Annotated in this window: 21 protein-coding genes and 1 tRNA gene; 13 read left to right on the plus strand and 9 right to left on the minus strand. The window is 59.0% G+C overall.

The features are described from left to right. Positions 1 to 161: 161 nt before the first annotated feature. From RUH64_RS14510 to ilvA, 5 genes are all read left to right on the plus strand, one after another. A complete protein-coding gene (locus RUH64_RS14510; protein WP_313814324.1) occupies positions 162 to 1,529 on the plus strand; it encodes an FAD-dependent oxidoreductase in 1,368 nt (455 codons plus the stop codon). A 118-nt stretch (positions 1,530 to 1,647) separates the two neighbouring features. Continuing rightward, positions 1,648 to 1,729, plus strand: a tRNA-Leu gene (locus RUH64_RS14515). A 2,744-nt stretch (positions 1,730 to 4,473) separates the two neighbouring features. After that, positions 4,474 to 5,283 (plus strand): Bax inhibitor-1/YccA family protein, encoded by an 810-nt coding sequence (locus RUH64_RS14520; RefSeq protein WP_313814325.1) that lies wholly within the window; start codon positions 4,474 to 4,476, stop codon positions 5,281 to 5,283. A gap of 117 nt (positions 5,284 to 5,400) precedes the next feature. Beyond that, positions 5,401 to 6,708, plus strand: coding sequence for an AI-2E family transporter (locus RUH64_RS14525; protein ID WP_313814327.1), 1,308 nt, complete (start codon positions 5,401 to 5,403; stop codon positions 6,706 to 6,708). A 3-nt stretch (positions 6,709 to 6,711) separates the two neighbouring features. Then, on the plus strand, positions 6,712 to 7,983 hold the full coding sequence (gene ilvA, locus RUH64_RS14530; protein WP_313814332.1) for a threonine ammonia-lyase: 1,272 nt from the start codon (positions 6,712 to 6,714) through the stop codon (positions 7,981 to 7,983). 76 nt (positions 7,984 to 8,059) lie between these two features. Here ilvA and greA read toward each other — a convergent pair whose 3' ends face one another. Both greA and RUH64_RS14540 read right to left on the minus strand, forming a co-directional pair. Then, the gene (greA, locus tag RUH64_RS14535; RefSeq protein ID WP_313814334.1) at positions 8,060 to 8,554 is read right to left on the minus strand and encodes a transcription elongation factor GreA; all 495 of its coding nucleotides are present in this window, start codon (positions 8,552 to 8,554) and stop codon (positions 8,060 to 8,062) included. 281 nt (positions 8,555 to 8,835) lie between these two features. Continuing rightward, on the minus strand, positions 8,836 to 9,255 hold the full coding sequence (locus tag RUH64_RS14540) for a DUF4307 domain-containing protein (RefSeq protein ID WP_313814336.1): 420 nt from the start codon (positions 9,253 to 9,255) through the stop codon (positions 8,836 to 8,838). A gap of 245 nt (positions 9,256 to 9,500) precedes the next feature. On the opposite strand from RUH64_RS14540, the gene mca reads away from it, so the two are divergent. From mca to RUH64_RS14565, 5 genes are all read left to right on the plus strand, one after another. After that, entirely contained in the window at positions 9,501 to 10,367 is an 867-nt protein-coding gene (gene mca / locus RUH64_RS14545; RefSeq protein ID WP_313814363.1) for a mycothiol conjugate amidase Mca, read from the plus strand. Positions 10,368 to 10,409: 42 nt separating this feature from the next. Continuing rightward, positions 10,410 to 10,691, plus strand: coding sequence for a hypothetical protein (locus RUH64_RS14550; protein ID WP_313814337.1), 282 nt, complete (start codon positions 10,410 to 10,412; stop codon positions 10,689 to 10,691). 19 nt (positions 10,692 to 10,710) lie between these two features. Then, entirely contained in the window at positions 10,711 to 12,834 is a 2,124-nt protein-coding gene (locus RUH64_RS14555; protein WP_313814338.1) for a DUF255 domain-containing protein, read from the plus strand. Positions 12,835 to 12,931: 97 nt separating this feature from the next. Beyond that, complete coding sequence (locus tag RUH64_RS14560) at positions 12,932 to 13,693, plus strand: isoprenyl transferase (RefSeq protein ID WP_313814340.1); 762 nt, start codon at positions 12,932 to 12,934, stop codon at positions 13,691 to 13,693. Between the two features lie 262 nt (positions 13,694 to 13,955). Further along, positions 13,956 to 15,272 carry a PhoH family protein gene (locus RUH64_RS14565; RefSeq protein ID WP_313814341.1) on the plus strand — a complete coding sequence of 439 codons (1,317 nt, stop codon included), beginning with the start codon at positions 13,956 to 13,958 and terminating at the stop codon, positions 15,270 to 15,272. A gap of 8 nt (positions 15,273 to 15,280) precedes the next feature. Here RUH64_RS14565 and RUH64_RS14570 read toward each other — a convergent pair whose 3' ends face one another. Next, positions 15,281 to 16,081 carry a hypothetical protein gene (locus RUH64_RS14570; RefSeq protein WP_313814342.1) on the minus strand — a complete coding sequence of 267 codons (801 nt, stop codon included), beginning with the start codon at positions 16,079 to 16,081 and terminating at the stop codon, positions 15,281 to 15,283. 96 nt (positions 16,082 to 16,177) lie between these two features. Here RUH64_RS14570 and RUH64_RS14575 point away from each other — a divergent pair, with 96 nt between their 5' ends. Next, positions 16,178 to 16,696: an A24 family peptidase gene (locus RUH64_RS14575; RefSeq protein WP_313814343.1), complete on the plus strand. Its 519-nt coding sequence runs from the start codon at positions 16,178 to 16,180 to the stop codon at positions 16,694 to 16,696. 4 nt (positions 16,697 to 16,700) lie between these two features. Next, positions 16,701 to 17,168: an NUDIX domain-containing protein gene (locus RUH64_RS14580; protein ID WP_313814345.1), complete on the plus strand. Its 468-nt coding sequence runs from the start codon at positions 16,701 to 16,703 to the stop codon at positions 17,166 to 17,168. A gap of 109 nt (positions 17,169 to 17,277) precedes the next feature. Here RUH64_RS14580 and RUH64_RS14585 read toward each other — a convergent pair whose 3' ends face one another. Both RUH64_RS14585 and RUH64_RS14590 read right to left on the minus strand, forming a co-directional pair. After that, positions 17,278 to 18,957: an MDR family MFS transporter gene (locus RUH64_RS14585; RefSeq protein WP_313814347.1), complete on the minus strand. Its 1,680-nt coding sequence runs from the start codon at positions 18,955 to 18,957 to the stop codon at positions 17,278 to 17,280. 29 nt (positions 18,958 to 18,986) lie between these two features. Beyond that, positions 18,987 to 19,625, minus strand: coding sequence for a TetR/AcrR family transcriptional regulator (locus RUH64_RS14590; RefSeq protein WP_313814349.1), 639 nt, complete (start codon positions 19,623 to 19,625; stop codon positions 18,987 to 18,989). Positions 19,626 to 19,776: 151 nt separating this feature from the next. On the opposite strand from RUH64_RS14590, the gene RUH64_RS14595 reads away from it, so the two are divergent. Beyond that, positions 19,777 to 20,355, plus strand: coding sequence for a GNAT family N-acetyltransferase (locus RUH64_RS14595; RefSeq protein WP_313814350.1), 579 nt, complete (start codon positions 19,777 to 19,779; stop codon positions 20,353 to 20,355). On the opposite strand, the gene RUH64_RS14600 is transcribed toward RUH64_RS14595, so the two are convergent. From RUH64_RS14600 to RUH64_RS14615, 4 genes are all read right to left on the minus strand, one after another. Next, the gene (locus RUH64_RS14600) at positions 20,352 to 21,542 is read right to left on the minus strand and encodes a dipeptidase (RefSeq protein ID WP_313814351.1); all 1,191 of its coding nucleotides are present in this window, start codon (positions 21,540 to 21,542) and stop codon (positions 20,352 to 20,354) included. The genes RUH64_RS14595 and RUH64_RS14600 overlap by 4 nt on opposite strands. 197 nt (positions 21,543 to 21,739) lie before the next feature. Then, entirely contained in the window at positions 21,740 to 23,152 is a 1,413-nt protein-coding gene (locus tag RUH64_RS14605) for a class II fumarate hydratase (RefSeq protein ID WP_313814352.1), read from the minus strand. Between the two features lie 96 nt (positions 23,153 to 23,248). After that, positions 23,249 to 23,884 carry a carbonic anhydrase gene (locus RUH64_RS14610; RefSeq protein ID WP_313814354.1) on the minus strand — a complete coding sequence of 212 codons (636 nt, stop codon included), beginning with the start codon at positions 23,882 to 23,884 and terminating at the stop codon, positions 23,249 to 23,251. A 73-nt stretch (positions 23,885 to 23,957) separates the two neighbouring features. Continuing rightward, positions 23,958 to 24,629: a DUF4245 domain-containing protein gene (locus RUH64_RS14615; RefSeq protein ID WP_313814356.1), complete on the minus strand. Its 672-nt coding sequence runs from the start codon at positions 24,627 to 24,629 to the stop codon at positions 23,958 to 23,960. Between the last annotated feature and the right edge of the window lie 197 nt (positions 24,630 to 24,826).

Consider the following 24,826-nt stretch of genomic DNA (forward strand, 5'->3'; position numbering starts at 1 on the left):
GAATTGATTCCCGCCGCTTCGCTTTAAGCTCGATTGGTCGTGTGTCTTACAACACTTAATGTGGGGAACGTCGAGATCTCGCGCTTTTTAGGTGTTCAAAGGCACTGTATTCATTAGTGAATGTTTTCACTAACTCCGAAAATCCGCGTAGAATCAAGAGTATGTCGATCATCGAAACCTCCCAAAAGCGTCCGCGCATTCTCGTCGTCGGCGGTGGCTATGTTGGCCTGTACGTCGCGATGAAACTGCAGAAGAAGGTCAAGAGCCACGGCGGCATCGTCACCGTCGTTGACCCGAACCCATACATGACTTACCAGCCGTTCCTGCCAGAAGTTGCAGGTGGCCAGATTGAACCACGCCACGTAGTGGTCTCCCACCGCCAGCACCTGAAGCATGCAGAGCTGGTCAACGGCAGCGTGCTGAGCATCGATCACGCCAGCAAGAAGGCTGTCATCGCCCCGGTAAGCGGCGATGAGTTTGAGCTGGAATACACCGACATCGTGATGTCGGCAGGCGCCGTCACCCGCACCTTCCCCATCACCGGCCTGGCCGAGACCGGCATTGGTCTGAAGACCATCGAAGAAGCTGTCGCCCTGCGCAACAAGGTGGCCGAGCGCATCGAGTCGGCGTCGAACATGACCGATCCGGAGGCACGCAAGCGTGCGCTGACCTTCGTCGTCGTCGGCGGCGGCTTTGCCGGTATTGAAACCATTGCCGAGCTTGAAGACATGGCTCGCCACCTGGTCAACCTCAACGACCGCGTTGAGCTGAGCGAACTGCGCTTCGTTCTGGTTGAGGCCATGGGCCGCATCATGCCAGAAGTGACCGCAGAGCAGGCCGAGTGGGTTGTCGAGCACCTGCGCAGCCGCGGCATCCAGGTCCTGCTGAACACCTCGCTGGCCGACGCCACCGACGGTTACATGCAGCTGATCAACATGGCTGACAAGTCCCCGGCAGACCAGTTCGGTGCAGACACCTTGATCTGGTGTGCAGGCGTTATGGCCAACCCGATGGTCCGTTCCACCGACTTCCCAATCGAGCAGCGCGGCCGCATCGAGACCCGCACCGACCTGCGCATCAAGGATGAGAAGGGCGATGCGCTGGACGGCGCTTGGGCTGCCGGCGATATCTCCGCAGTCAAGGACGTCACTGGCGGTCTGCCTGACGGCACCTGCGTGCCCAACGCACAGCACGCGGTACGCCAGGCAAAGCTGCTGGCAAAGAACCTCTACGCAGTGCGCTACGGCGTGGGCAGCGTGAAGGAATACAAGCACAAGAACCTGGGCGCAGTTGCCGGCTTCGGCCGCAACAAGGGCGTTGCCAAGGTTGTTGGCATCAAGCTCAAGGGTTGGCCAGCATGGATGGCCCACCGTGGCTACCACGGCATGGCCATGCCGACCTTCGAGCGCAAGTTCCGTGTGCTCGGTGACTGGATGGTTGCCTTCTTCTTCACCCGCGATGCGCTGCAGCTGAACAACCTCGAAGCACCTCGCGCCGCCTTCGAAGAAACCGCTAAGCCAAGGAAGTAACGCTTAGCGACCGATGATCGATTCGAGCAACGGGGACCTCTGCGAAGAGTGTCCCCGTTGCCCGTGTGCCGGGTAATTTCATTTTTACCGAATCGATCGCGTAGGATTTGAGAGTCCTGCCCCTATGGTGGAATTGGCATACACGGCTGACTTAAAATCAGCTTCCGCAAGGATTGTGGGTTCGAGTCCCACTGGGGGCACCGTTGCCGGAACTCCGGTGATTTTCGGCCTGCCTTAGTTTCTCAGGAGACTACGGCAGGCCGTTTTTCCTTGTTGTGAGCACACTAGGCATAATCACTGCGTCAAGAAGGGTGTGGTTGGGACATGACGTCGCTGTAGTGGCAACCTGCTGGGCCGTGCCATTGATTATGCGTGAACGGAGATTCGAAGCGTATCGGTTCTAGATGCCGCCTTCAATCGAGAGGATGGGTGGCCTTCCCAACCACTACAAATCTGAAGTCAAAGCACGGGCGGATGCCTATGTCGAGGGTCGTTTAGACTGGTATGATGCCATATTCGCTGGCTGACAAGGCCTTGCTGCCTAGTCGAAGCTCGGCTCCAAGACGCTGCGGCATCGGCTCCTCCGAGCCGATGCTCAAGCCGCATCGGCAACCGACCCGGACCCTTCAGCGACGACTTCGCAGAGTTCTGAGCCCCTAAAACCAAGGCCAGTGACATAGTTGAAATCAATGGCCCCTTGAGGTTGTCAGCAATTTTCCCTAGCCAGGCGAGTGTGACGCTTGCCGCTACGAACCGCCGAGTTCATCGTTCAGCAGTGCGAGCGCGGTTGGGTAGTCGAAGAGATCTGCCAGGGTATCGAGCGCTCTTTGTTGAAGACCTCCGCGCCCAGATCGGTAAGGCTTTGCGCGAGCATCAGTACCAATAGAATCAGAGGTCAGCATTCGGAAACTCCGTTACTGGTGACAGAACATGCGGGCATAATTGCAGCGTCCACGATATGTAATGGGATGTGCTGGCACTCGCCAGCCTGATGGGTGTGGCAACAAGAAGAGTGAATCGCCTCCTCCCACCTTGACGCCGCGGAAAACACCACAGAAGTCAACGACGAGTTCTGGCGACTCAGCGACAACTAGTTGTTTCGGGAACATTCCGCATGAACCTCGCCATCTTGATCGCCGTCTGTTTCCTGATCGCAGATTCAGCGCCGCTGGCCGTCGAGAAACTGCCCTCTTAGGACTCAGGCGCGTCCTGGACAAGCGAAGAAATCCTGAATGGCCAATGCCTTGGCCACACCGCGCATCAGGAGGATTCCGAACGGGAAAGTTGCATACCGGGTATATGCGTTATTCAGGGTTTGACGGTCCTAAGCTATACATATTTCCGCTGCCGAGTGCACCGCTTGATGGTGCCGCCAACGTGTTCGGCTCGGAGTTGCAACTGCTTCGGATGAATCAACCGTCGTCTGAGAATCAGGAACACCGCGAGCTTAAATAGTGGTCGATCTCTGTGTGCGATTTCCACCTTGCTATCTCTTTGCGAGACTGGCAGCGGCGGCTATCCATGAGCGGATCTTTAGACGTGCATTTTAGGCGATTAGTTGTTGCTCTTTTGCAATACTTAGGTCTGTGTTTTAGGCTCAGTTTGAGCTCTCATATGGACGTACGTGTTGATGTTAAAAATGGCCAGTCTGGAAGGGCGGACCTAAAATTGATTGATTCCGAGAAGGGGCGGGTCGGCCGTCGTACGATTGTGAAGGGGGCGGCGTGGTCGCTCCCCGTGGTTGCGGTGGCTGGGGCGGTGCCGGCGTTTGCGGCGTCACAGGTGTGCGCGCCGGTGAGTGGAAGCTACGGGACTGCCCCGCTTGTACGAAACCCCGCGACTAGTGGCGTGCCGTTTTCAGAGTCTTCGAACTCCGCGACCGCGACAATCACCCAGGTCTATGCCGACAACCGTGCCGCGCGTGGATCGGGCAATAATTTGCAGTATGTGCGTACGATCCCGTTGTCGTTGACGGCAGGATGCTGCTATACGTTTACCAGCGCGTCCTATGCGAGTGCGGCGGCACCTTACTCGGCAGCGTCCAGCGGTGTTTCCGGTCTGATTTTTTTCGAGAACGAGACGCGATTCAACGTCGCAACGCGTGGGGTGACTTTCTCGGACTGGCCCGGGGCGACGCAGGTCAACGTAGGTACTGACCCAGCGAACGGAGTTAGGACCTCATTTAGCTTCCGGTTCTGCGCTACGGAGACCAGGGTGCACAACTATTATCAATTCTTCCGAGTTGCTCCCGCGGGAGTCCCTGCCGCGGGAAACCCCGGAACCAGCGATGATCTGAGGTTCGAAGAACTCATCATTTCAGTAGGCTGATCTGTAGCGCCAGGCCACGGAGGTGATATTCGACCAGCAGTCGAATTCGTAGTCGGGTTGCAAAGGGTTGGACGATATGATCAGAAAAGCAATGCTGCTCCTTCATGGAGACTGACGGCACTGTGGCCGTAGGGCTGGTAGCTGTTGCCGGATGCATTGTCAGCGTCGTGGCCAAGGAGCGAAACTTCGACGAGCAACTGAGTGAATGATGTGTGCCCTGTCACGGATTGGACTGCGAACCGATCATGGTAGCGGTCGACGCCAAATGCGTGGAACTTAAATACGCACGCATGGACATGTTCGAGCTGAAGGGGATCCCAACATTTTCGAAGGAGCGTGGCTGTTTTCGTTTACGTTCCTGTCTAGGTCGGGCCCAGTGACTTTCGGGCCCGAGGCTGGAACGAAAAATTTCCGACTACATTTTGATTTATTGATGCTGAATATAAACTGCCGAATGCTGGTCCGAATTCGCATTTAGATCAAGAAAGATGACGGGGATATCGGTCCCGAAATCATCCCTTTGACTGAGTCGATTCACAGCAATTTTTACTACTGTTAATTACAGGAAAACTGCACAACCGTGCGAGCCGACCACACTACCTACGGGGGAATAACTTTGAGCGGCAACCCAATTTTTGGTTCGAAGAGCCAGTCTGAAACCTGGGGTACCAAGCCCGGTGCTCCGGTTGGATTCCGTGACTCTGAAAACCTGAGCGCTGATCAGCTGAACTCCATGTATCAGCAGCCGGCTGCCACGGGTGTCGAGATGGGTCGAATGACCATCGGCGACACCATCAATAAGACGATCTTCTGTCTTGCCCTGGTGATCATCGGCGCAGCTTTGGGTTGGGTTATGCCGGTTCTGATGCTGCCGGGTGCGTTGGTCGGATTCGTTCTGGGCCTGGTTAACGCCTTTAAGAAGGTGCCATCGCCGCCGCTCATCCTGCTGTACGCGGCTGCTGAAGGTCTATTCCTCGGCGGCTTGTCGATGTACCTGAATTCCCTGTATGAAGGGGTGGCGGTTCAAGCTGTGTTGGCAACTTTCTGTGTTGCCGGTGTGACCTTGGCGCTGTACCGCTCGGGTAAGTATCGCATGACCCCGAAGCTGAACAAGATGTTCTTCGTAGCGATGATCGGCATGATCGTCTTCTCGCTGCTGAATATGGTGCTCATGCTCACCGGTGCAATTGATGGCATGTTCGGTCTGCGTAGCGCGGGTGGCGGCGCGCTGGGTCTTATAATCGGTGTGCTTGCGGTTCTGCTTGCCACCTACGCACTGGTTTCCGACTTCACCATGATCGAGGAACTGTCCCGTCAGGGTGCCCCTGCCGTTATGGCATGGCGAGGCGCTTTCGGCCTGACCATGACCCTGATCTGGCTCTACACCGAGATTCTGCGCATTCTGTCTATTCTTCGAGAGAACTAACGTTCATATCGGAAAGAATTTTTAGGACCAGTGCCCAAATTGGGCACTGGTCCTTTGTTTTTGTCACAATTGAGCATGGACTCAAGGTCAATCTAGACGACGGGGTAGCGTAGGAACATGAAGACAAATCGGCTGGAGCGTCTGCGCAGGCTGCGCAACACGCTTCCGAGCCCCCGCCGCGACGCCACCTCCACGTCAGCGGTCGAGGACCTCAACTTGCGAACCGCTGAAGATCTGCCTTATCCGGTACGTCTCGCGGCAAGCTGGGCCTGGCGATTCCTTATTATCGTCGCAGCTCTTTGGGTCATCTTCTGGATGATTTCAAAGGTATCCCTGCTGGTGATCTCCGTGTTGGTTGCAACGCTGCTCGCAAGCTTGCTCTCACCAGTAGTGAAAGTGCTGAACAACAAATTTGCAGTTCCCAAGGGATTGGCCGTAGGGATCACCGTTATCGCTTTCCTTGCACTTGTGAGTGCGGGATTGTCGCTAGCAGGTCAGCGGCTTGGCGCTGGCTTCGCGGACCTGTGGAATCAAGCCCTGATCGGCATCCAACAGGTCCAAGACTGGCTGTTTAACGGCCCATTGCAGCTCACCAGTGACGACGTTCAGAAGGTTCTGGATGACACGCTGACCGAATTACGCGGCAATGCCACGAAAATCTTGAGTGAGGCCATCAGTTGGGGATCTGTCGTGGGACAGATCATTACCGGTGTCTTGTTGACATTCTTCACCCTGATTTTCCTGCTGCTCGATGGGCGCAGGATCGGACTGTTCCTGATTAACCTGTTGCCGCGCCGTGCACGACCGGCGATGGACGGTGCGCTGACTAGAGGCTGGACCTCGTTGGTGCGCTACGTTCGGGTCCAAATGCTCGTGGCGTTGATCGATGCCGTAGGCATTGGATTGGGAGCCTATTTCCTGGGCGTCCCGCTGGCTATGCCATTGGGCGTGCTGGTGTTCCTGGGTTCGTTTATCCCGGTCGTCGGCGCGCTGCTGACCGGTGCCCTGGCGGTTCTGTTGGCTCTGGTGGCTAACGGATGGCTCAACGCGCTGATCATGCTGGCCATCGTGCTGGCGGTGCAACAGGCGGAGTCGCATATTCTGCAGCCCCTGATCATGGGCAAGGCGGTGAGCCTGCATCCGCTCGCCGTGGTGCTTGCGGTGACCGGCGGCACCATGATCGCCGGCATCCCGGGTGCGCTGTTCGCGGTGCCCGTGCTTGCGGTGGTGAACACCGTGGTCAAATACATTGCCGGGCGAGCCTGGGACAACGACCCCTATGTGGCCCAAATTTATGGTGCGGAACTTGCCGCAGCAGTCCCGCCAAGAGATAGTTCCGACGCCGATAAGTCTTCGCCACCAGCAGTAAAAACTTCACCCCAGCCGGAAGCCCGGCAACCAGAAAAATCGGTAAACGAGGAATAAACAATGAGCACTCAGACCACCCTGCCTGTCACCCTGGCTGATATCGAAGCCGCAGCGAAGGTGCTCAAACCAGTCATTGACCTTACCCCGGTGGAGCACTCCAGGGTCCTGTCGCAGCACGTAGGCAGCGAGGTCTACCTCAAGTGCGAAAATATGCAGCGCGCGGGGTCCTTCAAGGTGCGCGGTGCGTATGTGCGCATGGCCAAGCTCAGCGACGAAGACAAGGCCCGCGGCGTTGTCGCCGCATCGGCAGGCAACCACGCCCAGGGTGTGGCGCAGGCAGCCAGCCAACTGGGAATCAAGGCCCGCATCTACATGCCGTTGGGCGTGGCCCTGCCCAAGCTGACAGCCACCCGCGACCACGGTGCAGAGGTGGTGCTCTTCGGCAACAACGTGGATGAAGCGCTGGCCGAGGCGCAGCGCTACGCCAATGAAAGCGGCGCCGTCTTTGTCCACCCCTTCGACCACCCGGACATCATCGCAGGCCAGGGAACCATTGGCCTGGAACTGCTTGAACAGCTTCCCGACGTCGACACCGTGCTGATGGGCGTGGGCGGCGGAGGCCTGCTGGCAGGCGTGGCCATCGCCTTGAAGGAACGCGCCCGCGAGCTGGGGCGTACCATCCGCGTCGTCGGTGTGCAGGCGGAGAACGCCGCGGCCTACCCGCCGTCACTGGCGGCCGATGCCTTGGTTCCGCTGGACACGGTCCACACCATTGCTGACGGCATCGCCGTGGGCAAGCCGGGCCAGCTGCCCTTCACCATCATCAAGGAACTGGTTGACGACGTGGTCACGGTCTCCGAGGACGCCCTGGCCCGCGCACTGGTGGTGCTGTTGGAGCGCAACAAACTGGTGGTGGAGCCGGCCGGAGCCGTGGGCGTTGCAGCGCTGTTGGAGAACCGTTTGGAAGAGCATGGGATCAATCCCGCCACCACTGCGGTGATCCTATCCGGCGGCAACATCGATCCGCTGCTGATGCTCAAGGTGATCCAGCGCGGCCTGTCGGCGGCCGGCCGCTTCCTGACCATCCGCATGATGCTCCCGGACCGCCCGGGCGCCCTGGCGCAGATCTCCCGGATCATCGCCGAATCCGATGCCAATGTCACCCGCCTGGACCACACCCGCATCGGCGGTTCGCTGTCCATGGGCGATGTGGCCATCACCATCGACCTGGAAACCAAGGGCCACGAGCATTCAAAGCAGGTGCTCGGTAACCTGCGCGCCGAAGGCTTCGACCCGCACATCACCAATACCGCAGGCGGCTCGGTCGCCTAGGCAGGTCCAGCAACGGCGAAGGCGCCGGCTTCCACGAGTCATCGTGGAAGCCGGCGCCTTGCGCGTTGCCCGGAATTTAGGCGGAGTATGGCTTGGCGGAGAGGATCTCCACCTTGATGTCGCGGCCGTTGGGCGCTGCGTAGGAAAGCTTGTCGCCAACCTTCGCGCCGTGCACAGCAACGCCGATAGGGGACTGCTCGGAGTAGACCTCGAGATCGGTGTCGCCGGCGACCTCGCGTGAACCGAACAGGAAGGTGGTCTCATCGCCGGCAATGTTGGCGACAACCAGCATGCCTGGTTCGACGATTCCATCATCGGCAGGTGCCTCGCCCACATGGGCACGGCGCAGCAGATCCTTCAGGTAGAGGATGCGTGCCTCGGCCTTGCCCTGCTCTTCGCGAGCAGCATGGTATCCGCCGTTCTCCTTCAGGTCACCCTCGGAACGTGCCTGCTCAATACGTGCGACGATCTCTGCGCGGCCGGGGCCGGAGAGGAAAGTCAGCTCGTCATTCAGCCGGTCGTAGGCTTCCTGAGTCAGCCATACGACAGGTTCGTTGCTGTTGGTGCTCACGGTGGTACTTCCTTTGGTCAGTCAGGACTCCGTCGACTTCCCGATCTGGAAAGTGGAAAGCCACCTCAACGGTGGCATCGACGAAGTCGGATTCGGTACGTTAGGTGATTGCAAGAAATCTGATGATGCAAGCAAAGACCCCGCCTGCTTGATGTCCCGGGGTGGTAGTTTCCGGGTCATACGCGATAGCGGGGCGAAACGTATCTTTTCATCGATAGTAGTCGCCATTGCTCAATAAACCCAATAGTTTCAGCTAATAGGTGAGGAATCAGCGGGAAATATTAACCTGCGTAGTTTTGCGGCACGACATAACAGGACTCGATGCCGGCGGTGACCGCCTTGTTGTCCGTGTGCAGATTGACGGTCAGCGTCTGCTGCACGACGCCGGTGCGTTCTCCCGGATCCATCAATATGGTCTTGTAGCCGACCACTGCCTTGGATTCGTTCAGGGCCCTTACATCGCACTGCACTCGGTCTTTGGTGTTGTATTCAACCGAAACCACCGCTTGAGCCTCGGTCGGCGAGGTGATGGAGAACCTGACGTCTTGGGATGCGACCGCCTGATAATTCGAGAAGCCGACATACGCGGCAGCGCCAACGCCGACAACCAGCGCAGCACCGATGAGGATGTTGCGATTTTTCCTTGAAAGGTGACGTTTCTTGGGGTTGTTGTAGCGAGCCGTTAAGCTTGGATCAGACATTGCGTGCCTTGCACCACTCTCTTGCCTTTGCGGCGGCCCATGCCATGTTGGGGGCCAGCCGTTTTTTGGGTCCTAGGGATTAAGTTTAGCGTCCCGAAGCCCAAGGGAATAATGAGTGGTCGGACCGTGGTTGTTAGAAAGGGTAGGGTTTTCGAATCCCGCCTGCCTGTGCCGGTGTAAGAGGAAGAAAAGCAGTGGTGAACCGCGAGATTAAGAAGATCGGTCCCTCCGAGGGGCTACGCCTCATGGCTATTCATGCGCATCCGGACGACGAGTCCTCCAAGGGTGCGGCAACCATGGCCGCCTATGTGGACGCCGGGGCAGAAGTCATGGTTGTCAGCTGCACCGGTGGTGAGCGCGGAGATATCCTCAACGCCGCCGCCGGAGAACTAGCCCACGCCCACCGCGATCTTGCTGGGGTGCGCCGCACCGAAATGGCTGAAGCCGCCGCGGTGCTTGGCATCAAGCACCGTTGGCTCGGCTACGTTGATTCGGGCCTGCCGGAGGGTGATCCGCTGCCGGATCTTCCCTTTGGCGCTTTCGCCCTGCAGCCGGTGGAGATCGCCGCGGCGGGCGTCATCAAGCTGATCCGCGAATTCCGCCCGCACGTCATTGTGACCTATGACGAGAACGGCGGCTACCCGCACCCGGACCACATCCACGCGCACAAGGTATCAACCTTCGCCTTCGAGCATGCAGGTAATCCAGAGATGTTCCCGGAACTGGGCGCACCATGGTCTGTTGGCAAGCTGTACTACGACCGGGCTTTCTCTCCCGAGCGCTTCCGCACCTTGCACTACGCAATGCTTGAGGCCGGCTACGAATCGCCCTACACCGAACGGGTGGCCCAGTGGGAAGCCGACGAAGAAAACCAGATGTTCAAGTGGGTTTCGCCACACACCACCACTACGCAGATTTACTGCGCTGACCACTTCTCACAGCGTGATCAGGCACTGTTGGCGCACCGCACCCAGATCGACCCAGAAGGTTTCTTCTTCGCTGTTCCGGAACACGTTTATGCTGAAAGCTGGCCGTGGGAGGACTACACGTTGATTTCTTCCAAGGTTCCGACGGAACTGCCAGAGTCCGACTTGTTCGCCGGACTAAGATAGTGACTAGAGTCTTCTAGCTTAGAAAAGAGTTGTCTTTACACCGTGAATGCGATCTATGCCTCAGCGATCTTGGCATCGAACCAGAACAGCTTCGGCACTGAGAAGGCTAGCGACTACGGTCCGGGATTCCTAGGCTTTGTTTTCACCGCCGTTCTTGTCGTCGCGGCAATTTTCCTGATTCGCGACATGTCCAAGCGTGTTCGCCGCGTCCGCTACCAGTCGGAGGCTGAAGCCCGCCAGGAAAAGATGGTCAACGAAGGCGAGAACCGCAAGCTGCAGGAGCCCGAAGGTCCGATCGACCCGAAGACCAGCGAAGACAAGTAGCAAGTGTTAGCTTGGAGTCGTGGCACAACGACTCTCAAGCTCATCCAGTGCGTACCTGCGACAGCATGCGCACCAGCAGGTCGACTGGTATCCCTACGGTGATCAGGCCTTTGAACAGGCGCGGTTGCGTGATGTGCCGGTCATGCTCTCCATAGGGTATTCGGCCTGCCATTGGTGCCATGTAATGAGCCATGAGTCTTTCGACGATCCCGCCATTGCGCAGCGTCTCAACGAGAACTTCATAGCGATCAAGGTCGACCGCGAAGAGCATCCGCTGGTGGATGACACCTACATGATGGCCACGCAGGCGCTCACCGGTGCCGGCGGGTGGCCGATGACCATCTTCGCAATGCCCGACGGACGGGCCTTCCATGCGGGAACCTACTATCCGGCAGTTCCCCGCGGTCGCACACCGTCATTCACCCAGGTCTTGGAGGCAGTTGGCGATGCCTGGGAGAACCGGCGCGACGCGCTGGAACAACAGGCTGAGATGCTGGCCGAGCACTTGGCAGAACTCGGCAACCGGCAGAACGCCTTGCTCAACCTGCCCTCGACGCAGCCTTCCCACGAAGCCTTGGCGGCGGCCAGCGATCGATGGATCGCCGAAACCAAACCAGAAGGCGGACTGACCCCCGCACCCAAGTTCCCAGCCACGTGGGCGCTGAAGACCCTGTGGCGCTCGGTGATCCTCGACCCGCAGCGCAGCGACGAGGCATTTGAAGCCGCCGCCACCAACCTGGAAGCCATCTTGCGCGGTGGGCTGCAGGATCATGTGGGTGGTGGATTCGCCCGCTACTGCGTGGATGAGCACTGGTCCGTGCCGCACTTTGAAAAGATGCTCTACGATAACGCGGGGCTGCTGAGCCTGTGCGCACGAACCGTCGTCTTTGCCCAGAGCTATGCTGCCACGGCGCATGGAGAGAAGCGCCGGCGCGCCCTCAGCATTGCCTCGAGTGCCCGCCGGGCGGCGCACAACACCGCGATATTTCTTGAATCCCAACTGCTCACCGGCACCAAGAACGACCGCCATCGCGCCTTCGCCAGTTCGCTTGACGCAGATTCGGTGCGCGATGGGCACAGCGTTGAGGGCGCCTACTATACCTTCACCAAAGAAGAGGTGAATCAGGTGCTTGGCGGGCTTGATGCATTGCCGGCAAACCTTGTTCGCCTGGCCGAGGTGGCTGACGACCCAGGACATTTCCAGCTCTCGCTGAACCGTTCGCCGCAGCAGGATGAAGCGGCGCTGTGGGAGGAATTCACCACGCAGCTTCGGGCGCTGCGCGCAGGGCGGGCACTGCCGGGACGCGATGAAAAGATCATTGCGGGGTGGAACGGTCTGGCCATTGAAGCACTGTGCGAGGCGGGGCTCTTATTGGAGGCTCCGCAGCTGGTCGATCTGGCAGAACAGGTGGCCGACACGCTGTGGGCTGTTCATTTCGATGAGCAGACACGGCGGTTGGCGCGCGTAAGTTTTGACGGCACGGCGGCCACCGGGAACGAGGCGACCCTGCAGGACTATGCAGCGCTGACCCTTGGGTGTCTTGCCCTGGCATCTGCGCGTGGCCGCGCCACAAACGAAGGTGCCAGTTGGGCCGAGCGCGCACAGCAGCTGCTGCACCGCGCGGCGCAGTTCGTCGACCCGGCCACAGGAATTCCCCGGGACTCAATCCAAGCGGATGCGAGGCTTGATTCACAGCGCAAATCAACCATTGCCGCCAGCGTCCTGGACGACGCGGTGCCAGCAGCCGGCGCACTGTACGCCAAGGCCCTGGCCCAGCAGGCCATTGCAGCCATGGCGGCGGGAACCTACACCGAGATGGATGCGGACAACCTGGAATTGGCGCGGCAGCTTTCGGCCCATGCCCTGGCGCTATCGGAGCAAGCACCCACCCAGGTGGCGACGGCGCTCGAAGTGCAGTCGGTGATTTCCGGGCCCGTGCACTATGTTTCGGTCAGCCATCCAGACCTCGTGCAGGCCCGCGAAGTACGCCGTATCAGCCTCGCGCTCGGCTTGGGATATCGCGGCGATGAAACCCTGACCGCACCGGACGGTGGCCTGCAGATTCAACCGTGCAGGAAAGAACTGTGCAGGATTCCTGTCTCCACCATGCCTGCATTCCTAGAGTCGCTGCGCACCGCATAAAGCACCTCGCCAGAAGGGGCAGGTGAATCGAACCGAGGGTCAAACGCGGTAGATTTAAGTTCGACAGTTTTTGGCATTCAATGAAAGGCAGGGCCAGGTGCGGCTTCCCAACCTTGTGTACCGTTACTATGAACGGCGCCTGGCGAAGTCTCTTCCTGCCGACAAGCTGCCGCATCACATTGGCGTCATGGTCGACGGCAACCGCCGTTGGGCCAAGCTTGCAGGCACCCCTACGGTGGCGGGCCACCAGGCAGGTGCAGACAAGATCCTGGAGTTCCTCGACTGGTGCGAAGAACTGGATATCAAACTCGTCACGCTGTACATGCTCTCAACCGACAACCTCAACAGGGACCCTGCCGAACTGCGCGATCTTCTGGAAGTCATCGGTTCGACCCTTGACCGCCTGGGCGAAACCAACCGTGTTAAGGTCCAGCAGGTAGGGGCTAGGGATTTGCTCCCAGAAGAACTGGCGCAGAAGCTGACGGCACTTGAATCGGCTACCGCGAACCGCACGGGCGTCCATGTGAACGTCGCCATCGGCTACGGGGGACGTCGCGAAATCCTTGACGCCATCCGCTCCCTGCTCAAGGACGCCGCCAAGGACGGCCGCACCCTGGAGCAGGTCACCGAAAATCTGAGCACCGACGACATCGAGTCATACCTCTACACCAAGGGACAACCCGATCCAGACCTGGTGATCCGCACCAGCGGCGAGCAGCGCTTGAGCGGCTTTTTAACCTGGCAGAGCGCCTACTCCGAGTTCTACTTCTGCGAGGCGCTGTGGCCAGACTTCCGACGCGTGGATTTCCTGCGCGCCCTGCGAGACTTCGCCGACCGCCAGCGCCGCTTCGGCACCTAGAAACCTCCGCACTGGGCAAGCGTTCTCCTGATAGCAAACGTTTATTTACCCTCAACCCATGTATTCGTTAAGTGATCCGGTCTATCGTGAGCAGTAAGGCAACGGCATCCAGCCGCTGCTGAGCGAAGGGTTTCTCACTAGATGACCAGAGCAGCGTTCACCGGTGTCAGTACCGGATTCGCCATGCGTCATCCGGTGTCGGGATTCCCCACATTTGCGTGGGGGAGCACCCCACGCCGGATATGAGAATAGGTGCGCTGCCATGACCCGAAACGCAGTTGAAGGTAACCGGACGTACGTCATCGACACCTCGGTTCTGCTCTCTGACCCGAAGGCGATGTTCCACTTTGAGGAACATGACGTGGTGATCCCGTTGACTGTTATCACCGAGTTGGAGCACAAGCGCCACGACCCGGAACTGGGATATTTTGCCCGCCAGGCCCTGCGGCTGCTCGACGATCTGATCGCCAGCCATGGTGGACTGGCTAAGGCAGTGCCGGTGACCGAGGCCGGTGGAACGCTGCGCATCGAACTGAACAATATTGCCTCCGAGGTCCTGCCGGTGGGCATGCGCGGTTCGGATAACGACACGCGCATCCTGGCCGTCGCGAAGAGCCTGCTCGACGACGGAAAAGACGTGGCGCTGGTGACCAAGGACCTTCCGATGCGCATCAAGGCGTCGGCCATTGGGATCCTCGCGGAGGTGTACCGCAACGAGCTCAGTCCCACCACCGGTTGGACCGGCGTGCAGCAGCTGGAACTCGACGAACAGACGATGGCGTCACTGTATGAGCGTGAGCACCTGAACAACCTCGAAGCCGTGGCAGAGGCGCCGGTGAACACCGGCTTCGTGATCACTTCGCCGCGCGGCAGCGCGCTGGCCCGCAAAACCGACGCCACCACGCTGAAGCTGGTGCGCGGTGACCAACAGGTTTTCGGGTTGCACGGGCGCAGCGCCGAACAGCGGATCGCGATCGACCTGTTGACCGACCCGAGCGTGGGAATTGTTTCCCTGGGCGGCAATGCAGGCACGGGTAAGTCGGCGTTGGCCCTGTGCGCCGGCATGGAAGCGGTGCTGGAGCGCCGGGAGCATCGCAAGATTACCGTGTTCCGTCCGCTCTATGCGGTGGGCGGCCAGGAGCTTGGCTACCTTCCGGGCTCTGAGGGGGAGAAGATGGGTCCCTGGGCTCAGGCGGTCTTCGACACCCTCGGGTCGATCGTGTCAAAGAACGTCATCGACGAGGTGGTCGACCGGGGCATGCTCGAAGTCCTGCCGTTGACCCATATCCGCGGCCGCTCGCTGCACGATTCCTTCGTGATTGTCGATGAGGCGCAGTCCCTGGAACGCAATGTGCTGCTGACGGTGCTTTCGCGCATCGGCCAAAACTCCAAGGTGGTCCTCACGCACGATGTCGCGCAGCGCGACAACCTGCACGTTGGACGTCATGACGGTGTGGCAGCTGTCGTTGAGCAGCTCAAGGGTCATTCCCTGTTTGGGCATGTTACCCTGATGCGTTCGGAGCGCTCGGCCATTGCGGCGCTGGTCACCGAAATGTTGGATACCCCGTTTATGAACTAGCGGCAGGATTAGTCATTTCGCAGCTCCCACGGGATCGGGGCACGCACATCGGTCAGCGTGGGGGCAGGCGAGGTGAACAGGGAATCAATGTAGTACTCGTTGTGGGCGATGATCTGCAGTTCAAGGTCGTCATCGGCGGTGCCGTTGGTGAGCACCTGTCGTTTAACGCAGACTCCGGTGACGCGATCAAGCATGATCAGCGTATGAGAACCCGGGGGGACCAGTTGGAACTCCGGGTTGAAGGCCTTGTAGCTGTACCCCTGGGTGAGCACCGCGGCAAGTACCTTTCGGCCGTTGAACGTGGTTTCCACCAGTTCGTGAATAAAGGTTGGATGATCGAAGGCAAGCTCCAAAGACGCCGGTTCGGTGCCTGCGAGCTCATAGGGGTCGAGCATCGTGGCCAGGAAGTCCAACGGCAGCAGCTCCCCAAAACCCGCAATCTCGGGCCGACGAAGGATCAGATGTTCGTCGGTGTAGACCGGTGAAGTCAGGGATGCCGGCAGCTGCCAGGAGGAGAGGCTGGCGGCAACATAGTCCCGCCCACGGTCGGCGGTGAAGAATTCTTTTTGATACACGAGCCGATCGGTTTCATCGCGCACCGCAATCGCTTCACGCTGGCGAATGATCATATCCAACTCGCCGATCAACCCGCTGTCCGGAGCCGCGAAAAGCTCTGGAACGTGGAACTTCAGTCTCAGGGAGTTCGTGAGCCAGGGGGCCGAACGGGCCAGCGCGCGGAATCGGCGGCGTTCAACGGACCCGGGAGCCGGGTGCCCTGGGAACAGTGGAGGAGCTGATGGCTCAATCATGATTCCAGTCTATGAGTTCGTCTCCCGGTTGGCACTGTTATACACATTTCCCGGCTGACGCGATTCAATTTTCCATGTGCTGTCTATGCTGTTGTCATGGCAGCGTTCGACGCGTTATCGGTATTCTCCGTGGCCCAAGAATCTTGGGTCTCGGCGCTGATCGTCGCCTTGCTGCTGGCAGTATTTCTTTGGTTCGGTTGGCTGCTGTCGGTCAAGGACATTGCTAGCCATCGGCTTCCAAATTCACTGGTTGCCCGGTGGCTACTTGCATCGATGATCGTGCTGTCAGTTCTCAGCGCTGTCCGAATGGATTTTTGGCCGTTGCTGCAAGCCGTCCTGGGGATGGCCCTGTTGTGTGGCGGCTACCTATTGATCGCCTTGATTTCCGCGGGAGCCATGGGAATGGGGGATGTAAAGCTCGCTGCGGTGCTGGGGTTGAATCTCGGATATTTTTCTCTGCCGTTCCTGTTTGTCGCCACCGTGATCAGCTTCGTGCTGTCTAGCCTTTTTGTATTGGGAGGGGTCCTATTGCGGAAGCTGACCTTGAAGTCAGCGGTTCCGTTTGGGCCGTTCATGGTCATCGGGGCGCTGGCAGCTTTGCTTATGGCACGATAGACCTATGCCGACACCAGAGTTCATCACCAAGCTCAGAGCCCATATCGGTCACGAAATGTTGTGGTTGTCCGGGGTGAAAATCGTGGTGTTCAAGGAGAACAGCGTGCTGCTGGTCCGTCGGTCCGATAATGGCAAATGGACGCTGCCCGCGGGAATCATCGAACCCGGGGAGGAAGCTTCGCATACCGCCTACCGTGAGGTGTTCGAAGAAACTGGAGTGGTCAGCGAGGTGACCGACCTTGTGGGCATCGGCGTGACGGCTCCCACCGTGTACCCCAACGGAGACCACGCACAGTACCTTGACATTATTTTCAGGGCCAAGCACATCGATGGTGTTGCTCGGGTGCACGATGATGAAAACCTGGAGGTTGAGTATTTCGACCTCGACGACAGGCCGGAGCTTCCACCGCTGCACGAGCGCGCCATCAAGTGGGCGTTGAATCCAAAACCCGGTGGATACTTCGCCTCCTAGACCGTGCGGCGGTTCGTCTTTTGCAAGGGCCGTCCGAGAGGCAACTAGTAATCAATAACGAGGGGCGTAACTTCCGAAATGGAAGGTACGCCCCTCGTTGATATCGCTGTTACTTGGTATCAGCGGTGTCTTCCAGCTCGGCAATCGTGCCGCCTGAGCTGTTCTTCGTCGCTGCGGCTGCGCGTGCCGCCGCTTCAATTGCTTCAGCTTCTTCACCGGCAACGGCTTCGCCGCGGGCGACCATGCCCGCCTTGTCCGAAAGCGGAATCTGCTTGAGGAACAGGGCCAGAACGAAGGCGATCAGCAGGAACGGAACCAGGTACCAGAACACCGGCGCCAGCGATTCGGCATAAGCATTCACGATGCCGTCCTGCAGCTGCTGCGGCAGTTGCGACATGGTGGCAGGATCCAGGGTTGCCGTGGCCTGACCGGCGTCGGACGCGCTGGCGCCCGCTCCGGAGAAGACTTCCATCAGCTTCTCGGACAGCCGGTTGGTGAACATTGCTCCGAAGATTGCAACGCCCAGCGATGCGCCCACCTCACGGAAGTAGTTGTTGGTGGAGGTAGCGACGCCGACCATCTCTGGGGCAACAGCGTTCTGCACCACCAAGACCACAACCTGCATGATCAGGCCCATACCTGCGCCAAGGATGAACAGGTAAACGCAGATCAGCCACAGGGCGGTGTCGGCGCTGAGCGTGGTGAAGCAGAGGAGCGCTGCAAGGGTGATGATGGTACCGGCGATCGGGTAGCCCTTGTAGTGTCCGGACTTCGTGATGGCTATACCGGAGTAGATTGAGGTGCCCATCATGCCAGCCATCATCGGGAGCATCAGCAAACCCGAAACGGCGGCTGAGGTGCCCGAGGACATCTGAAGGAAGGTTGGGACGAAGGCGATGGCGGAGAACATGCCGATGCCCAGGGTGAAGCCAATGGCCGTGGCGTTGATGAATACCTTGTTCTTGAACAGGCTCAACGGAATGATTGGGTCCTCGGCCCGTGCTTCAACTGCCACGAACACCAGTGCCGCAATAACCAGTCCTGCGCCCCATGCCCAGGTTTCCATAGCGCTCCAGCCGTGGGCGGCCGAACCGCCGAAATCGGTGAAGAAGATCAGGCAGGTGGTGGCAATGGAGAGGAAGAGGACACCGAGGATGTCGATCTTCTTCTCTGCCTTCTTATTCGGAATGGTCAGCGCGAACCAAGCAATCAGGAAGGCAGCAACACCCACAGGGATGTTGATGTAGAAGGCCCACTGCCAGGTCATGTGATCAACGAAGAATCCGCCGAGCAGGGGTCCAGCGACTGCAGAAATACCGAAGATGGCGCCCAGCGGGCCCATGTACTTGCCGCGTTCCGAGGCCGGAACTATATCGGCAATGATCGCCTGCGAAAGGATCATCAGGCCGCCGCCGCCAAGGCCCTGCATGGCGCGGAAGATCACGAAGACCCAGAAGTCGGTGGAGAACGATGCTCCCAGCGAGGCTAGGGTGAACAGGGCGATAGCAATCAGGAACAGGTTGCGGCGCCCCAAAACATCGCCGAATTTGCCGTAGATCGGCATCACGATGGTGGTGGCCAAAAGATATGCGGTGGTGATCCACGCCTGGTGCTCCACGCCGCCGAGCTGGCCGACAATTGTCGGCATGGCGGTGGAGACGATGGTCTGATCCAGGGATGACAGGAGCATGCCTGCGATCAGTGCGGAGAAGATGATCCAGATGCGCCGCTGGGTGAGAACCAGGGGCGCAGTACCCGGTGTTTTCCGGGGTTCTGCTGTTGTTGTCATGGCTTTCCTTGCGAGTAGGAATTGAAGTTTCAGGGTTGAGTGTGAAGTAGTGGTTGACTGAAGAGTTCCTGCGCCGCCTCTAGCGAGGTCATGAACTCTTCGGCCAGGGAGCGGGCTCCGGCGTTGGCGACGAAGCGGTCAATTGCTTTCATCGTTGAATAGCGCATGGCATGAAGGAGGACGCCGAGCAGTGGGTGATCGGGCGCTACGCCTTCTCGATCGGCCAACAGGTCCAAGAACTCTGCTTCCTTCTTTGGACCGACCTGCATCATGCGCTGCAGTAGTTCGGGTTCTTTATGGGCCACCAAGAAGATCCCGTGCGAGCTGACAATCGCCTGCTCGTCGAAGGTCAGCTGTTCAAGAACAAGGGCGACGGTATCTGCCAGCAGGGTGGGGGAGATGCCAGTGATTCCTGCCGGCCGGGCCGCGATGAACCTATCGATAGCACCTTCCGGGATGTCGTCGCTGCTGTGCCCAAAAATTGCGTCGAGTTTTCCGGGGAAATAGTTGAAGAACGTCCGACGCGAGATCCCGACCTTTTCGCACAACTGTTCAATGGTGAAGCCGTTGTATCCAAGCTCGGCGGTGAGGGATCGGGCGGTGCGTGTAATGGACAGGCGAGTCTTCTGCATTCTTTTGCTCAGGCCTGCGTTTGCAGCGGTACCCACACCAGAGTCTTTTGCACTATTTCCCATATAGTGCAGTTTTGCACTAATCGTTGCAGAGTGCAACTAATGTGACCAGCTCCATATCAATGCGCTGGCTGTCCCACGCGTAGCGAAGTTGGAAGTGAATAAATAGGCTGAATAAGCTGTGTTAATGGAACCAATTCAGCTTAGAAAACCCACCGCCGACGTGCATGCCTCATGGCTGGAAAACTTGAAGGAATGGGGTACGGCCGACCAGGACGGAGCCTCGGTCTTCTTCGCTGAGAAATTCGACTGGGATCTGAGCCAGCCCGAGGACTTCAGCCGGTGGGTGCAGTTGCTGAACGATTTAGCCAACCCGCAGTTCCAGCCTCCTGCAGGCTTCGTCTCGCAAACTACCTTGTGGGTATGTCGAGGAAATGAATATCTGGGTGCCGTCAGCCTGCGCCACGAACTGATCAATGAATATCTCAAGGTCGTCGGCGGGCACATCGGCTACGGCATCCGCCCCAGCGCGAGGGGCCGCGGGTTGGCCAAGATTGCGCTCGCCGGTGTCTTGGAAGAGGCACGGAGGCTGGGGCTGTCCAAGGTATTGATCACCTGCAACGATTCGAATATTGCTTCCTACAAAACTATTGAGTCCGGTGGTGGCATCCTGGAACAGGTCATTGACCAGAGCGAAATCGAAGAGACCTTTGGTGCGCAGGACGCGGTACGCCGATATTGGATCGAGCATGAGCCCGGCGTTTAGGATTCCGGAAGTACTTCGCTGAGCACTCGAAGGGTATTTCCACCCATAATTGCAGCATTCTCGCTGTCCGAATAGCCTCGGTCCTTCAGCTCTTGGGTGATCAGCGCAAGCTGGCTGGTGTCCCAAGCGACCTCGGTCGAGCCGTCAAAGTCGCTGCCAAGTCCCACGCTCTGAATTCCGCCGACCTTGATGACATGCTCGATGGCATCGACCACGGAGTCAACACTCAGCGTGCAGATGGCAGCGTCCCAGTAGCCGATGCCGACGACGCCTCCGGTCGCGGCGATCCGACGGATCTGGTCATCGTTGAGATTTCGATTGACCTTGCACGTGGCTTGGACTCCGCCATGGCTGAAGACCACCGGGCGGGTGGCCATGCTGAGCACCTCGTCGATGGTCTGTTCACTAGAATGCGCCAAATCCACCACGATGCCCAGCTGCTCCATGCGCTGGACCGCGGCACGGCCGAGGTCGGTCAACCCGCCCTTGGCTTCGCCGTGCATGGAGCCCGCCGCTTCGTTGTCAAAGAAGTGGGTCAACCCTGCCATGCGCATGCCGTCGGCATACAGCACGTCAAGGTTTGTCAGATTGCCCTCCAGATTCTGCAGCCCCTCGACGGAAAAGACCGCTCCGGTGACATTGACGCCCTCGGCCCGGTCGGCGAGCAGCTGTTCAAGTTGTCCCTTGGTGGTGATGACCCGCAGCGTGCCTTCCGAGTTTTCCGCGTCATCCTTGAGCTTCTGCGCATGGAAGCGCGAACGCTCCAGCAGTGAGAACCAGGTTTTCGGCGGCTGAAGCTGGGCGATGCTCAGCAGCGTGATGTTATCCGAGTCGGCGCTGTTTGAATCGTAGTTTTGTCCTACCGGCGATTTGGAGACCGAGGAGAAAATCTGCAGCGCCACATTGCCTTCCTGCAGTCGGGGGAGATCTACATGGCCACGCTGCGCGCGCTTAAGCAGCGAACGGTCCCACATCAGGGTATCCGAGTGCATGTCGACGATGGCCAGCTGCTCATGCAGCGTCCGCGCATCATCTCCCACGGGAGGCAGCTCGGTGTCGGCCAGCTCGTTTCTACTGCGTTCGACAATGCCCGGTGCAAAAACAAAGAAGGCAATCAAAGCCAGGGCGAGGAATGCTCCGACGCCCAGAAAAATCCCTCGGGTGCGTCTGGATGTGGCACGGCTCATGAGCTGAGGTTAGCAGAGCCCAGCGCCAGTGTTGACGGAACTTCGGTCGGAAATTTTTTTGCTGCGGCCCACGACAACCTGACCGCATCGGAAGCAGACATGGTCCGGGCGGCATGGTGGCGGCCATGCGGAAACGTCCGCAGCGGCTGGTGCCGCTGCTGACGTTCGTGATGGTGTCGAAGACCGTTTTTCGGGGTTTAGTGCTTGCCTACCATGGTGGAGACATCCAGCAGCTTGTCCAGCTGCTCCTCGGTGACTTCTCCGCGTTCAACGAAGCCCAAGGCAATGGTTGCCTCGTGGACGGTCAGACCGTCGGCCACTGCTTTCTTCGCGATCTTCGCCGCGTTCTCATAACCGATGAGCTTGTTCAACGGGGTCACGATCGACGGTGATGCTTCGGCTAGGAACCGTGCGCGCTCGACGTTTGCAGAAATGCCGTTGATCATCTTTTCAGCCATCACCGTGGTGACGTTGGAGAGCAGGCGAATCGACTCAAGCAGGTTGGATGCCATGACCGGGATGCCGACGTTCAGTTCGAACGCGCCGTTGGTTCCGGCCCAGGCGATGGTGGTGTCGTTGCCGATGACCTGGGCTGCCACCTGAATCGTTGCCTCGGAAATCACCGGGTTCACCTTGCCCGGCATGATCGACGAGCCAGGCTGCAGGTCGGGGATGGCGATCTCGCCAAGTCCGGTGTTGGGGCCCGAGCCCATCCAGCGCAGGTCGTTGGCGATCTTCATCAGGGAGATGGCAATGGTGCGCAGCGCCGCTGAAGCCTCCACCAGCCCATCGCGGTTTGCCTGAGCCTCAAAGTGGTTGCGTGCCTCGGTGATCGGCAGGCCTGTGTCTTCACCCAGAAGCTTGATGACCTGCTGCGGGAATCCGTCCGGGGTGTTGATGCCGGTGCCCACGGCGGTGCCGCCCAGGGGAACTTCAGCCACACGCGGCAGGGCTGCCTCGACGCGTTCGATGCCATAGCGAACCTGCGCCGCGTAGCCGCCGAACTCCTGACCCAGGGTTACCGGGGTGGCGTCCATCAGGTGGGTACGGCCGGACTTGACGACGTCCTTGAACTCGGCCGACTTAGCCTCCAGCGAGGCGACCAGCGTGGACATCGCTGGAATCAGGTTATTGATCAGTGCATCCGTAGCCGCAACGTGAACCGACGTGGGGAACACATCGTTGGATGACTGCGAGGCATTCACATGGTCGTTAGGGTGCACCTCGGTGCTGCTGCCGGCGGCCTTCAGCGCTCGGGTTGCCAGCTCGGCGATGACCTCGTTGGCGTTCATGTTCGAGCTGGTTCCCGAACCCGTCTGAAAGACGTCGATAGGGAAATCGGCATCGTAGGCGCCGGTGGCCACCTGGTCTGCGGCGGCAATGATTGCCTGGGCGCGTTCGTCATCTAGGACGTTGAGTACCAGATTGGCGCGGGCAGCGGCCTTCTTGACCTGTGCCAGTGCCTTGATATGAGTTGATTCAAGACCCTTGCCGGAGATCGGGAAGTTCTCTACGGCTCGTTGGGTCTGCGCCCGGTACAGGGCCTTGGCGGGTACTCGGACCTCGCCCATGGTGTCATGTTCAATGCGGAATTCGTCACTGTTGGTCATAGGGTCAGGTTACGCCCGATCTGCAAATAAATAACAGACCTATGGCGTAAATATCACAACCAACAGTGACGTTCGACGAAACCGGAATAAATCCGCTTAGTCGAGATCCAAGCCAAGGCTGGAAACCAGCTGGGCCTGTCCATCTTCCAGGACGTAGGCAACGCCGGCTACCGCAGTGCGCCCCTCGTCGATGGCCGTAGCAATGACGGTGGAGAGCTCCACCAGGCGCTCGGTGGTCTGTTTGACGTGTTCGATGACTGTGCCGTTGACGTCGGTGACGCCCTGACGCTCCGCCGCCTGGACTGACGGGGCGATGTGCTCGATGAGGTCGCGGACAAAACCCTTGGGCATCTCGCCGTCGTTCTTCGCATCGATAGCGCCGGTGACGGCTCCACAGGAGTTGTGCCCAAGGATCACGATCAACGGTACGTTGAGCAGGTCGACGGCAAACTCCAGCGAACCCAGGCTCGCCAGGTCGATGACGTGGCCGGCGGTGCGCACCACAAACATGTCACCGAGTCCGACGTCGAAGATGATCTCTGCAGCGAGTCGGGAATCCGAGCAGCCGAAAATTACCGCGAAGGGTTCCTGGCTGTCCACTAGGGAGCGGCGGCGGGCGCTGTCCTGGTTGGGGTGCTCGGTTTCTTCGTTGACGAAGCGGAGGTTGCCGTCGCGAAGACGGGCCCAGGCTTCGTTGGGAGTCATTGACTGCTCTACGGTTTCATGAGGCATGGTTTGAATTCTACGGTGTGCAATGTTCGATTATCGAATGATTACCCTTGCGCCCATGAAACATTAAGTAAATTTACTTCAGCTCTGCGTCGACGCGCTTGGCCATATCAACCAGTTCTTCCTCACCGGTGTCGGTGGAAAGAATGACCGTTGAATCACCCTGCTTGGAGATCAGATAGGTGGTTTTGTCCTTGGTGCGCTTTTCCCACTGCACGCCGTCAACATCAACGGTGCCGGCCGGCACCGCCGCGTCGGTGATCAGCGCGACCCAGGTAGGGTTGGCGTCCTTGGCCTGGCGGACCCAGACGAAGTTCTTGTCGTCGGAGACGACGCCGAACTCCCAGTAGGGAACATCCTGGGTCGAGTTGGTCTGCCAACGCGCGAAGTTCGCATATTCGCCCTGTTCCAGCTGCGGGGCAAAAAGCTCGTAGCCCACCGCTTCGGATGCCTGCTGCGCGGTAGCAGCGAGGTCGACCTTGGAGTCGAAGGCCTTGTCGCTGGGCTGCGGGTTGAGCAAGTACAGCGGAATAAACACCGCGATGCAGAATCCGATCGACAGTAGCATGCCCTTGAGCGTCTGGTTGGCGCGCTTGGCCTGCTTCTCCGTCAACTGCGGCTTGTGGGGGAGGTCCTCGAAGGTTGCGTTGGGATCATCGATGCTTCGACGCTGCGTTTCCACCTTGCCCGAAGGGCTCTCGTTGTCGAGGGCGTCGGGCATGGAGTTCTCTGTATTCTCGGGCTGCACATCACTTATTCTCCCCGAAATTCCTGTGTAATTCGAACTTCAGTGCCCAAGCCCACGTCGACTTGTATGAGAAGCTGCGGCGACACGCAATACCTTGGGAATACCAAACACGGTAGAATAGAGGTGTTTGCATAGGCGCAATGACTACGACTGAAGTGATTGGATCTTTCGTGACCGAAAAGAACAATTTTGCCCAC

Source organism: Glutamicibacter sp., assembly GCF_032154645.1.
GTDB lineage: Bacteria > Actinomycetota > Actinomycetes > Actinomycetales > Micrococcaceae > Glutamicibacter.